We start from the raw sequence: 12031 nt of genomic DNA, 5'->3' as shown, positions 1-12031 counted from the left end.
GGGGAAGCGCCGACATGCCGACCTGCCCGAACGGACACCAGTCGGGTTCCGACGACTGGTGCGAGGTCTGCGGTCACCGCATGGCCGGTGCCGTGCCTCCGCCCCCTCCACCGCCGCCGCCCGCCGCCGGTTACGGCTATCCGCCGCCCGGCTCGCCCCCGCCGCCCGGTCCCGGGGGCCCGGGTGGACCCGGCGCCCCCGGTGGACGCCCGCACCTGTCCGCCGTGCCCAATCCCGAGGCGGAGCTCTGCCCGCAGTGCCGTACGCCCCGCGAGGGCGGTGCGCCGTTCTGCGAGGAGTGCCGGTGGAACTTCCTGACGAACACGGCGACCTCGTACACCCCGGCGGCGCCGCGTCCGCAGTCGCCCGCGCCAGGCATGCCCAATCCGGCGCTGCGCTTCCAGCAGTCTCCGCAGGGGCAGGGGCAGCCGGGCGGTCCCGGCCCCGCGACCGGTCCCGGTCATGACCCGTTCGACTACCAGAGCTCGCGGCCCTCGCAGATGAACCGCCCCGCGGAACCGATTCCGCCCTACGGGCAGGATCCGTCGGGCTTCCGCGGCGACCCGTCCCGCCCGGGTGGTCCTTCCGGCCCGGGCGGTCCCGGTGCCGGCCCCGGTGGCTTCGGTGGTCCTGGTCCCGGTCCCGGCGGCTTCGGTGCGGACCCGTCCCGTCCGGTTCCGCCGCCGCCCGGGCCCACGCCCGGCGGTCCCGGCGCCCCTCAGGCCTTCACCCAGCAGCCGGCCGCGCCCGCGTTCCCGCAGCAGGGCCCGCCCGGGCCCGGCGGTCCGCAGTCCGGGGGACCGTCCTTCGGCGGCGGTGACGACGACTGGGTGATCTCCCCGCCGTCGGGCAATTCGCCCGGCGGACGCCCTGGTGGTCCGGGTGGTCCGGGTGGTCCGGGTGGTCCGGGTATGGGTCAGGGCGGCGGTTACGGCTATCCGCAGCCCGGCGCCACCCAGGCCCCGCCCGGCCCCGGTCCCGACTACCAGCAGCAGCGCCAGCCGCTGTCCTGGAGCGCGACGATCGGTCCCGACCGCGAGTACTTCATGGCGATGATGCAGCGCTCCGGCCCCGAGGCCGCGGGCCTGAACCTGCCCGCCTACTCACCGGAGCAGCAGCGCCCGCTCACCGGCAACCAGATGACGATCGGCCGCCGCCGGCACTCCACCGGCGACACCCCCGACATCGACCTCTCGGTGCCCCCGGAGGACCCGGGCGTCTCGCACCAGCACGCGGTCCTGGTCCAGCAGCCGGACGGCAGCTGGGCGGTCGTCGACCAGAACTCGACCAACGGCACCACGGTCAACGGCGGCGAGGAGCCCATCCAGCCCTTCGTGCCGGTCCCGCTCCAGGACGGCGACCGGGTGCACGTCGGCGCCTGGACGACGATCACCATCAGGCGAGGCTGACGGCGAAGGCCGCGCCAGGAGTCACGGCGGGAGTCACGGCGGGAGTCACAGCGGGAATCCCGGCAGGAGCCACGGCGGGAGTCACGGCAGCGGCCAGGCGTACGGCCCCTCGGGGTCGTCCAGCCACGCCCAGGCGTCCGCGCCGTCGACCGTGACCCCGTACCGCTCGCGCACGGGCCGGTTCTCGCGCTCCCACAGCTCGTACGCCTCGTACGGGTCGAGGCCGCTCCCCACCAGGGTCAGCAGGAACCGGAACAGCTCGTCGCCGCGGGCCCGGCGCGGCAGCTCGCCCAGCTGCCGCGGCTCCGGCTCCTCGGGCCGGCTCGCGCCGCGCAGGGGCACGAAGTAGGCCGGCGTGTGCAGGAAGCGCCCCTGGGCATGCCCGGCGTCCCGGACGCGCAGCGCGATCAGGCCGGTGGACAGCGGCGCCAGGATGCGGGCGCCGGGACGGCACTGGGCGAGCCACGGCCGCGGGATCGAGGTCAGCGTGCAGGTGGCGATGATCCGGTCGAAGGGGGCGCGCTCGGGGACCCCGCGGGCGCCGTCCGCGGTGACGACGGTCGGGTGGTACCCGGCGGTGGCCAGGTGCCGGCGTGCGGACTCGGTGATCTCCGGGTCGAGGTCGACCGTGGTCACCAGGCTGTCGCCGAGACGGTGGGCGAGCAGCGCCGCGTTGTAGCCGGTGCCGGCGCCGATCTCGAGGACGGCGTCCCCCTCCCGTACCTCCAGCGCGGTCAGCATCATCGCCATCAGCGACGGCTGGCTGCTGGAGGAGACCAGCTCGCCGTCGCGCACCCGGGTGGCCAGCGGGGCGTCCGCGTAGGCGCCGCGCACCCAGTGCTCCCGGCTGCGCGGGTCGGGATCCTCGCCCCACACCCGCTCGAAGCCGCCCACGGCACCGACGTAGTAGTACGGCACGAAGACGTGGCGCGGGACCTCCTCGAACGCCGCCCGCCACACCGGGTCGGCGGCCCAGGCCCCGCTCCGGTCGATCTCGCGCACCAGGGCGGCCCGCGCCAGGGCGGCGAGGTTGTCCAGGTCGTGATCACGATCGTGGTCGTGGTCGAGAGCGTGCGCGCTCATACCTCCACTGTGCGGCGGGACAGGCCGCGAGGCGAACACCGCACCCGCCGGGCCGCCGGGGGCGCTGGGCGGGCTCTGGGCCGCTGGTCCTAAGCCTTGCGTCCTCGGTCACCCGGTCTGAGACGATGGTGAGGTGAAAGAGATTCGGCGCGGCACGCTTCAGGAGCAGACCTTCTACGAGCAGGTCGGCGGCGAGGAGACCTTCCGGCGCCTCGTGCATCGTTTCTACGAGGGAGTGGCCGAAGACCCGCTGCTGCGAGCCATGTACCCCGAGGAGGACCTGGGCCCGGCCGAGGAACGCTTCACGCTGTTCCTGATCCAGTACTGGGGCGGCCCGACGACGTACAGCGACAACCGCGGTCACCCCCGGCTGCGGATGCGGCACGCCCCGTTCGCCGTCGACCAGGCGGCACACGATGCCTGGCTGGCGCACATGCGGGTGGCCGTCGACGAGCTCGGCCTCTCCGAGGAGCACGAGCACACGCTCTGGAACTACCTGACGTACGCGGCGGCGTCGATGATCAACACGGCCGGCTGAGAGCGTCCCCCGGGGCTTCAGCGGACGCTGACGTCCAGTGCCCCGAGTCCCGCCCTGCGGACGGCGATCGATCCGTAGGGCGTACGCAGCCGCAGCCACGCCCCGGACGAGTACAGCCCCAACGGGCTCTCACCCGGGTCGGCCAGACGCACCGGCAACAGGAACCCGAGCGACTGCGCCGCGTGCACGGCCCGTACCTGAAGGCCGGTGTCACCGATCGGCCGGGACCAGATCTCCCGTCCGATGCGGTCGAGTTCGGCGCGCGTACGGGCCTCGGGCGCCAACTCCCCCGTACGGGACCGGAATTCGGCGACCGCAGTGGCGATCATCGCGCGCACGGCGTCCGGCCCGGGCAGTCCCGGCTGCGGCTGCCAGCCTCCGCGGGGCGGCAGGACCCCGGCCCACGGCGGCCCGGTGACGGCCCCGGGAACGCTGACGGTGGCCGCCGACTCGTCGATGGACTCCAGGAGTTCACCGGCGGAGACGGTCACGTCGAGGGTGACCTCGAGACCGTTCTCGTACGGCTTGGCGAGCCGCGCCGTACGGATCGCGAGGACCTCGAACGACGGCGGCCGGCCGAAGACCGCGAGCGCGGTGCCGGACGCCTGGAGGCGTACGGCGGCGGCGCGGTCGTAGTGGATCAGCCGGGCGAGGAAGGCGGCGAGGTCCGCCGCCTCCCCCTCGTCGGTGAGGTGCAGCGCGGTCACGGTCATGCCGCGACGGCCTCGTCGGCCGGGTCGTCCCGGTACTCCGCCAGGAACTCGCGCTCCTCGGCGGTGAGGCGGCGCGGGCGCTGGGCCTCGAAGTCGAACGGCACGACCACGGTCGCGGCCCGGACGTAGAGCTGGTCCGCGTCCTTGACCTCGTACGTGATCGTGAACGACGCGGCCCTTATCTGGGTGATCCACAGCTCGATGTCCACCGGCTCGCGCCGGTGGACGAGCTGCCGCTTGTAGTCGATCTCGTGGCGCGCCACCACGGACCCCTGCTTGAACTGCTTGTCCGGGCGGGTCAGGAAGTCGATACGTGCTTCCTCCAGGTAGCGGAGGAAGACCGCGTTGTTGACGTGGCCGTACGCGTCCATGTCCGCCCAGCGCAGCGGGCAGCGGTAGATGTGCCGCAAGATCGATCAGCCCCGGGTCAGCTTCTTGTAGGTGGCACGGTGCGGGCGGGCGGCGTCCGCGCCGAGACGCTCGATCTTGTTCTTCTCGTACGACTCGAAGTTGCCCTCGAACCAGAACCACTTGGAGTCACCCTCGTAGGCGAGGATGTGCGTCGCGACCCGGTCCAGGAACCAGCGGTCGTGGGAGACGACCACGGCCGCACCCGGGAACTCAAGCAGCGCGTTCTCGAGCGAGGACAGCGTCTCGACGTCGAGGTCGTTGGTCGGCTCGTCGAGGAGCAGCAGGTTGCCGCCCTGCTTGAGGGTGAGGGCGAGGTTGAGCCGGTTGCGCTCACCGCCGGAGAGGACACCGGCCGGCTTCTGCTGGTCGGGACCCTTGAAGCCGAAGGCGGAGACGTAGGCGCGGGAGGGCATCTCGACCTGGCCGACGTTGATGTAGTCCAGCTCGTCCGAGACGACGGCCCACAGCGACTTCTTCGGGTCGATGTTCTCGCGGCTCTGGTCGACGTACGAGATCTTGACGGTCTCGCCGACCTTGATCGTGCCGGAGTCCGGGGTCTCGAGGCCCTGGATCATCTTGAAGAGAGTGGTCTTGCCGGCGCCGTTGGGGCCGATGATGCCCACGATGCCGTTGCGCGGCAGGGTGAAGCTCAGGTCGTCGATGAGGACCTTCTCGCCGAAGGCCTTGGAGAGGTTGTTGACCTCGACGACGATGGAGCCCAGACGCGGGCCCGGCGGGATCTGGATCTCCTCGAAGTCCAGCTTCCGCATCTTGTCGGCCTCGGCGGCCATCTCCTCGTAGCGCGACAGACGCGCCTTGGACTTGGCCTGACGCCCCTTGGCGTTGGACCGCACCCACTCCAGCTCGTCCTTGAGCCGCTTGGCGCGCTTGGCGTCCTTCTGGCCCTCGACCTTGAGGCGGGAGGCCTTCTTCTCCAGGTAGGTGGAGTAGTTGCCCTCGTAGGGGTGCGCGCGCCCGCGGTCGAGTTCGAGGATCCACTCGGCGACGTTGTCGAGGAAGTACCGGTCGTGGGTGACGGCGACGACGGTGCCCGCGTACTTCGCGAGGTGCTGCTCCAGCCACTGCACGGACTCGGCGTCCAGGTGGTTGGTGGGCTCGTCGAGGAGCAGCAGGTCGGGGGCTTCGAGCAGCAGCTTGCACAGCGCGACGCGGCGGCGCTCACCACCGGAGAGGTTGGTGACGGGCCAGTCGCCGGGCGGGCAGCCCAGGGCGTCCATGGCCTGCTCCAGCTGGGTGTCCAGGTCCCACGCGTTGGCGTGGTCCAAGTCGTCCTGGAGCTTGCCCATCTCCTCCATGAGCGCGTCCGAGTAGTCGGTCGCCATGAGCTCGGCGACCTCGTTGAAGCGGTGCAGCTTGCCCATGATCTCGGCGGCGCCGTCCTGGACGTTCTGCAGGACCGTCTTGGACTCGTCGAGCGGGGGCTCCTGGAGCAGCATGCCGACGCTGTAGCCGGGCGACAGGAACGCGTCACCGTTGGAGGGCTGCTCAAGGCCCGCCATGATCTTGAGAACGGTGGACTTACCGGCACCGTTCGGACCGACCACACCGATCTTCGCGCCCGGGAGGAAGCTCAAAGTGACGTCGTCGAGGATCACCTTGTCGCCGTGCGCCTTGCGCGTCTTGCGCATGGTGTAAATGTACTCAGCCAAGAGAAACCGTCCGGACGCTTGAAATCGGCAGTGGGCAGATACACCCCATCTTGCCTGACGGCTACCCCTCGAAGGAAACCCGTTCGGTCAGGGGGCCGTGACCTGGCCGTTCACCGAGCGCGCCGACAGTCGGCCTGTCACTGGTCCGACGGGCTCGGCACGGGCGGTCCGACGGGCTCGGCACGGGCGGTTCAACAGCCCAGGCACGGGCGGTTGGTAGTCGTTCGGTCACTCCTTGTCGCCATCGGGCGTCATCCCGTGCGGAGTCGGGGGAAGAAGCACACTCTGGTAATAGGGGCCGAGGCCCGTATCAGGGACTGGGGCCCGCCTCGGAGGTGATCGCAATGACACAGATGACACAGCCGCAACCGGCCGCCGCGCAGGGACGGACCGCCGTCGGCTGGCACGTCGAGATCGAGTTCGAGGAGGACGACCACCGCACCCGCGCCGCCGCTCTCCTCCGGCTCCCCGACGGGAACGAGGTACGCGCTCACGGGTACGCCAGCCGCCACCCCTCCGACTCCAACCAGCCGAGAGTCGGCGAGGAGGTCGCGGGCGCGCGGGCGCTCAACGAACTGGCGATGAAGCTGTTGACCAAGGCGCACGACGAGATCGACGAGGCGTCGGGAAGGACCTCGCATCCGCTGAGGTGAGCGACCGGTGAGCGACCTCGCATCGACTGAGGTGAATCATCTGCATCGGCTGAGGTGAGTCACCTCGCATCGGCTCGGGTGAGCCTTCGCGACAGGGGCGGGGTGGGGCCGGCAGGAGTGGCGTGTGGCCGACCAGGGCAGGGTGGGCCTGGCGCATGCTGTTCCCAGTGATCCGGCCCGCATCCCCGTCCCACCCCGAAGGACGCCCATGCCCAAGAAGATCATCATCGACTGCGACCCCGGGCTCGACGACGCCATCGCCATCCTGCTCGCCGCCGGGAATCCCCACGTCGAGATCGTCGCCATCACGACCGTCGCGGGCAACCAGACCATCGAGAAGGTCACCCTGAACGCCCGGCAGGTCTGCACCCTGGCGGGCCTGCGCGGCGTGCCGGTCGCGGCCGGTGCGGGCGGTCCCCTCGTCCGGGACCAGACCCTCGCAGCCGAGATCCACGGGGACACCGGAATGGACGGCCCCGCCTTCATCCCTCCGGCCATGCAGACCGATCCCCGGCACGCCGTCGATCTGATCATCGAGACGGTCCTCGCCGACCCCGGTGAGATCACCCTCGTCCCCACCGCGCCCCTGACCAACATCGCGCTGGCGCTGCGCCGGGAGCCCCGTATCGCCGAACTGGTCAAGGAGGTCGTCCTGATGGGCGGGTCGTACACCCGCGGCAACATCACACCGGCGGCCGAGTTCAACATCCACGCCGACCCCGAGGCGGCCGCGGTCGTCTTCTCGGCGGGCTGGCCCCTGACCATGGTCGGCCTCGACCTGACGGCACAGGCCGCCGCCACACCTGAACTGCTTGCCCGCATCGGGGCGTTGGGCACACCCGTGTCCCGGTTCGTCGTCGATCTCCTCGACCACTACAACGCCAACGTCGGCAAGGTGCACGGCGCGATGGCCACCATCCACGACGCGTGCGCGGTCGGCCGGGCCATCGACCCGAGCCTCATGGAGGTCACGCCGGCCCATGTCGAGGTCGAGCTGCGGGGTAGGGCGACCTACGGCATGACGGTCACCGACTTCCGCGGCCGCTCGGGCCCGGCGAACACCTCCGTGGCGACGAAGCTGCACACCGAACGCCTGTGGGACCTGCTCATCAGCTCGCTGGAAACCATCGCCGCGACCACCACGCGGACCTCCGCGTAGCGGTACGGGAGGGCACCGGGCGTCACTCCCGGGCGGCCGTCCAGGGGATTTCGACGAGGACCTGGATGGATCGAACACGTTCACGCCCTCGCGCAGCCCCCGGCGACCTGAGCCCGGATCACCAGGCCGTCGAGGGCGCTGAAGTCGCCGGATCCAAGGCCGACTTCGACGACGCTGCCGGTGTCGGAGACGTCCTGCCCGACCGGCGCTCGGATCACAGGCCACAAAAACGCCCTCCCCGAGGGAGGGCGGAAGCAGTGCACGAACAGAGCGCCCCCGGCAGGACTCGAACCTGCGGCCAAGCGCTTAGAAGGCGCCTGCTCTATCCACTGAGCTACGGGGGCCAGGTGTGGTGGCCGGTTTCGTGGTGCCCGGGTGTGGGCCGATCCGTGACCTTGCCGGGGACAAGGATAGGGCTCCCGGGTCCTTGTCCCTGGCGCTTCGCCTCCGTGGCTCAATGTGGAGGTTCAGTGAAGCGGTCCTGATAATCGCAGGCAGGTACGAATCGTGCACCGCTTTTGGCGTCTCGCGCATCGGGTGTTGTGCACTCGTTATGCCTGCGCCCCAGTCGTCCCTTCCGCCCCGTGTGTCCTGTCGGCGCGCAGACATAGCCATATGCTTCAGAAAGCCTCCAAAATTGGGCATTCTTCGCATGTGGTGACCTTGGACGTACGGCCTCAGCTGCTCGACGCACTCTCCGCCCTGCGCGACCGTGTCGCCGCCGCACGCTTCCCGCTGCCCCTGGCGGGGGCTCCACGCGCGCGTGCCAACCGCGACGAACTGCTCGCACAACTAGACGACTATTTGGTGCCCCGGTTGAGGGGACCCGAAGCGCCACTTCTCGCCGTGATCGGCGGGTCGACGGGAGCGGGGAAGTCCACTCTCGTCAACTCCCTCGTCGGACGCCGGGTCAGCGAGGCCGGCGTCTTGCGGCCGACGACCCGGACGCCGGTACTGGTGTGCCACCCGGAGGACCATCACTGGTTCAGCGGAATGCGGGTGCTGCCCGACCTCACGCGCGTGTGGGTGCCCCACCAGGAACCCGGCGACGACCTCCAGGCCCTCATGGAGCGCGGTGAACGGGTCCTGCGTATCGAAACCGCCGACACCCTCCCCCGGGGCCTCGCCCTGCTCGACGCGCCCGACATCGACTCCCTGGTCGCCGACAACCGCGTACTCGCCGCCGAACTGATCTGCGCTGCCGACATCTGGGTCATGGTGACCACGGCCGCGCGGTACGCCGACGCCGTGCCGTGGCATCTGCTGCGTACCGCCAAGGAGCACAAGGCGACCTTGGTGACCGTTCTCGACCGGGTGCCCCACCAGGTGGTGTCCGAGGTCTCGCGGCAGTACGGCGCCCTGCTCACCAAGGCGGGGCTCGGCGAGGTGCCCCGCTTCACCGTGCCGGAACTGCCCGAGTCCGCGTGGGGCGGCGGCCTGCTGCCCGCCACGGCCGTCGCACCGCTGCGCACGTGGCTCGTCCACCAGACGCAGGACCCCGGAGCCCGGCACTCGGCGATGGCCCGTACGGCCCAAGGAGTCCTCGACTCGCTCAAGGCCCGGATGCCCGAGCTCGCCGGTGCGGCCGCCGCGCAGTACGCGGCAGCGCTGCGGCTCACCGCCGCCGTCGACGGGGCGTACGACAGCGAGTACACGCGCGTGAAGGGGCGTCTGCAAACCGGTGCCGTGCTCTCCGGGGACGCGCTCAAGCGGTGGCGCGCCTACCCGCTCGACTGCACCGCGGGTGAACTGCTCGATTCGCTCGTCGAGAGCCTGGCCGCACTCCTGCTGTGCGCCGTCACGGCCGCCGACGAGCGCGTGGACGACGCCTGGCGGCGCGAACCGGCCGCGGGCGCTCCGGGGCTGATGGAACGTGATCCGGCGCTGGAGAGCGCCGAGCACCGGATCGGGATGTCCGTACGGCGTTGGCGGCGGGTCCTGGAGGAGTACGCCGAGGACGAGGTCGGCCGCCTCGACAAGAGCGTGGCACCGGACGCCGAGGTCGTCGCCGCGCTGGTGGCCACCGCGCTCCTGGGCGGCCACAGGGCACGCAACGCGGGCGAGGGGCTCGCCGAGCGGCTCGGCGCGCACGGCGCCCTGCGGCTGCGCGAGAGGGGCGGGCGCCTCCTTGCCGAGTACCTCGACAGGGCCCTGCACACCGAACGCGAGCGCCGTCTCGCCCCGCTCGACGCCCTCGACGTACACCCAGAGCCCCAGGCCGAACTCATCGCCGCGCTGTCCGTACTGCAGAAGGAGAGGTGACCGCGGTGACTGCCGTCACAGACCACACGGATCACGCCGACCACCCCGGAGACGATTCCCCCGAAGACGGCACGTCCGGCCGGGGAAGTTCCGAAAACGGCCACCCTGAAGGCTCTCGTTCCCGGGCCGACTCCCCGGAGGCCTTCGCCACGGAAGCCGCGGACGGCGAGCCCGCCGCCGGGGAGGCCGCGACGGAGGCTCCCGTGGAGTCCGTGACGAAGGCGCAGCCGGAGGGGACAGCCGAGGCGGAGGCGGGTACAGAAGCGAAGGCGGAGACGGAGGACGCCGAGCGGGACCAGGAGGTCGCCTTCGATGCCCCGCGTGGCGGCGCGCACACACGCGTGAAGGACGACACCGGGCACACACGTGTGAAGCCCGACGACGCCTGCACCCGTGCCGAGTCGGAGACCGCCTGGGACGACGGGCTGATCGCCCGCCGCGTGTCCGAGACGACCACCGGCCAGGAGGCACAGGCCCCGTCCCTGGCCCTGGAGACCAAGTCCGCCGTACAGACGCCGCCGCTCCCGCTCGCGTACGACGGACCCCTGAGGTCGCGCCTCGAAGCGCTCCGCGAGCTGGTGGGGCAGTCGCGCACCCGGCTGGACAGCGGGACGCTCGCCGAGGCGAGCCGGGTCCTCGACGAGGCGGCGGCGCGCCGCAAACTCTCCGGTGAGCACACCGTGGTCGCCATCGCCGGAGCCACCGGCAGCGGCAAGTCGCAGCTCTTCAACGCGCTCGCCGGGGTGGCCATTTCGGAGACGGGCGTGCGCAGGCCCACCACCGCGGCGCCCATCGCGTGCAGCTGGAGCGACGGCGCGGCGACCCTCATCGACCGGCTCGGCATCCCGGGACGGCTGCGCAGGCGTCCCCTGCAGAGCCCGGAGGCGGAGGCGCAACTGCACGGCCTCGTCCTGGTGGACCTGCCCGACCACGACTCCGCAGCCGTCCAGCACCGCCAACAGGTGGACCGCATCCTGGCGCTCGTCGACGCGGTCATCTGGGTCGTCGACCCCGAGAAGTACGCGGACGCCATGCTCCACGAGCGGTATCTGCGACCCATGGCGGGCCACGCGGAGGTCACCTTCGTGGTCCTCAACCAGGTGGACCGGCTGCCCGGCGAGGCCGCCGACCTGGTCCTCGACGATCTGCGCCGACTGCTCGACGAGGACGGGATCGCGCTGGGCGAGTACGGCGAACCGGGCGCGACCGTGATGGCGCTGTCCGCGCTCACCGGGGACGGCATCGGTGAACTGCGCGAGTCGCTCGGCCTGTTCCTGGCCGAGCGGGGCGCCGCCGCCCGTCGAATTTCGGCCGACCTCGACGCGGCCGCCATGCGACTGCGTCCCGTCTACTCGACGGGGCGGCGCACGGGGCTCAGCGAGGAGGCGCGCGACGAGTTCGCGGACCGGCTCGCGGACGCGGTGGGTGCCACGGCGGCCGGTCAGGCGGCCGAGCGCGCGTGGCGCCGCAACGCCAACCGCGCGTGCGGCACCCCCTGGCTGCGGCTGTGGCGCTGGGTCCAGGACCGGGGGGACTCGATGACGGGCCGGCTGTCGGTACGGGCACCCGCGGACGAGGAGGCCACGGCCCGGCAGCGCGTCGAACAGGCGGTGCGTACGGTGTCGGACCGGGCGGCCCGCGGGCTCCCCGTGCCCTGGGCGCAGGCGGTGCGTGAGGCGGCCGTGCGCGGTGCGCAGGGGCTGCCGGAGGCGCTGGACGAGATGGCGACGCGCGCCACGACTCCGATGGGGCGGCCGCCGCGGCCCGGCTGGTGGCCCGCCGCCGTGCTCGCGCAGGCCTCGATGACGATTCTTCAGATCATCGGCGGGCTGTGGCTGCTGGGGCAGATCATCGGGTTCATGGCGCCGAACCTCGGAGTGCCGGTGCTGCTGATGTTGGCGGGCATCATCGGCGGCCCGGCCGTCGAGTGGGGCAGCAGGATGGCGGCGCGCGGACCGGCCAGGCGATACGGACTCGAAGCGGAACGGCGACTGCGCGAAGCTGCCGCCGGGTGCGGGAGGGCGCGGGTACTCGATCCGGTGGCGGCGGAGTTGCTGCGGTATCGGGAGGTACGGGAGCAGTACGGGCAGGTCACGGGGGCGTCGGCGCCGGTCGGATGACGAGAAGACACCC

11 protein-coding genes and 1 tRNA gene are annotated in these 12031 nt (G+C 71.6%); 6 read left to right on the top strand and 6 right to left on the bottom strand.

Going from position 1 to position 12031, the window contains the following annotated elements:
* The first annotated feature begins 14 nt into the window (after positions 1-14).
* Positions 15-1409 (top strand): FHA domain-containing protein, encoded by a 1395-nt coding sequence (locus ACZ69M_RS00915; protein ID WP_470045833.1) that lies wholly within the window; start codon positions 15-17, stop codon positions 1407-1409.
* A gap of 81 nt (positions 1410-1490) precedes the next feature.
* On the opposite strand, the gene ACZ69M_RS00910 is transcribed toward ACZ69M_RS00915, so the two are convergent.
* Complete coding sequence (locus tag ACZ69M_RS00910) at positions 1491-2492, bottom strand: methyltransferase domain-containing protein (protein WP_470045832.1); 1002 nt, start codon at positions 2490-2492, stop codon at positions 1491-1493.
* Between the two features lie 133 nt (positions 2493-2625).
* Between ACZ69M_RS00910 and ACZ69M_RS00905 the strand changes: the two genes are divergently transcribed.
* On the top strand, positions 2626-3030 hold the full coding sequence (locus ACZ69M_RS00905) for a globin (RefSeq protein ID WP_054231791.1): 405 nt from the start codon (positions 2626-2628) through the stop codon (positions 3028-3030).
* 17 nt (positions 3031-3047) lie between these two features.
* Here the strand turns inward: ACZ69M_RS00905 and ACZ69M_RS00900 are convergent, their stop codons facing one another.
* Genes ACZ69M_RS00900 through ettA form a run of 3 tightly spaced genes read right to left on the bottom strand, consistent with a single transcriptional unit; the run spans position 3048 to position 5824 of the window.
* Positions 3048-3737, bottom strand: a complete 690-nt coding sequence (locus tag ACZ69M_RS00900; protein ID WP_470046331.1) for a DUF8010 domain-containing protein — start codon at positions 3735-3737, stop codon at positions 3048-3050.
* Between the two features lie 2 nt (positions 3738-3739).
* Positions 3740-4153, bottom strand: coding sequence for an acyl-CoA thioesterase (locus tag ACZ69M_RS00895; RefSeq protein ID WP_470045831.1), 414 nt, complete (start codon positions 4151-4153; stop codon positions 3740-3742).
* A 6-nt stretch (positions 4154-4159) separates the two neighbouring features.
* Entirely contained in the window at positions 4160-5824 is a 1665-nt protein-coding gene (gene ettA, locus ACZ69M_RS00890; protein WP_470045830.1) for an energy-dependent translational throttle protein EttA, read from the bottom strand.
* A gap of 344 nt (positions 5825-6168) precedes the next feature.
* On the opposite strand from ettA, the gene ACZ69M_RS00885 reads away from it, so the two are divergent.
* Positions 6169-6477: a DUF1876 domain-containing protein gene (locus tag ACZ69M_RS00885; RefSeq protein WP_470045829.1), complete on the top strand. Its 309-nt coding sequence runs from the start codon at positions 6169-6171 to the stop codon at positions 6475-6477.
* A gap of 208 nt (positions 6478-6685) precedes the next feature.
* The gene (locus ACZ69M_RS00880) at positions 6686-7636 is read left to right on the top strand and encodes a nucleoside hydrolase (RefSeq protein WP_470045828.1); all 951 of its coding nucleotides are present in this window, start codon (positions 6686-6688) and stop codon (positions 7634-7636) included.
* 80 nt (positions 7637-7716) lie between these two features.
* Here the strand turns inward: ACZ69M_RS00880 and ACZ69M_RS00875 are convergent, their stop codons facing one another.
* Positions 7717-7854: a hypothetical protein gene (locus tag ACZ69M_RS00875; RefSeq protein WP_470045827.1), complete on the bottom strand. Its 138-nt coding sequence runs from the start codon at positions 7852-7854 to the stop codon at positions 7717-7719.
* A gap of 53 nt (positions 7855-7907) precedes the next feature.
* Positions 7908-7980, bottom strand: a tRNA-Arg gene (locus ACZ69M_RS00870).
* Positions 7981-8290: 310 nt separating this feature from the next.
* On the opposite strand from ACZ69M_RS00870, the gene ACZ69M_RS00865 reads away from it, so the two are divergent.
* Together ACZ69M_RS00865 and ACZ69M_RS00860 are read left to right on the top strand one after the other, a co-directional pair.
* Positions 8291-9898, top strand: coding sequence for a dynamin family protein (locus ACZ69M_RS00865; protein WP_470045826.1), 1608 nt, complete (start codon positions 8291-8293; stop codon positions 9896-9898).
* Complete coding sequence (locus ACZ69M_RS00860) at positions 9895-12018, top strand: YfjP family GTPase (RefSeq protein WP_470045825.1); 2124 nt, start codon at positions 9895-9897, stop codon at positions 12016-12018. The genes ACZ69M_RS00865 and ACZ69M_RS00860 overlap by 4 nt, the downstream gene beginning before the upstream one ends.
* Positions 12019-12031: the final 13 nt, after the last annotated feature.

The sequence above is a fragment of the Streptomyces sp. NPDC107454 genome, assembly GCF_055582885.1.
Note: the sequence above shows the minus strand (reverse complement) of the source record. Positions and strands in the feature narration are given on the sequence as shown.

What these genes read in the sequence shown, in the direction of transcription:
- ACZ69M_RS00915 (WP_470045833.1), top strand. Translation starts at nt 15, where the DNA reads ATGCCGACCTGCCCGAACGGACACCAGTCGGGTTCCGACGACTGGTGC.
- ACZ69M_RS00910 (WP_470045832.1), bottom strand. Translation starts at nt 2,492, where the DNA reads ATGAGCGCGCACGCTCTCGACCACGACCACGATCGTGATCACGACCTG.
- ACZ69M_RS00885 (WP_470045829.1), top strand. Translation starts at nt 6,169, where the DNA reads ATGACACAGATGACACAGCCGCAACCGGCCGCCGCGCAGGGACGGACC.
- ACZ69M_RS00880 (WP_470045828.1), top strand. Translation starts at nt 6,686, where the DNA reads ATGCCCAAGAAGATCATCATCGACTGCGACCCCGGGCTCGACGACGCC.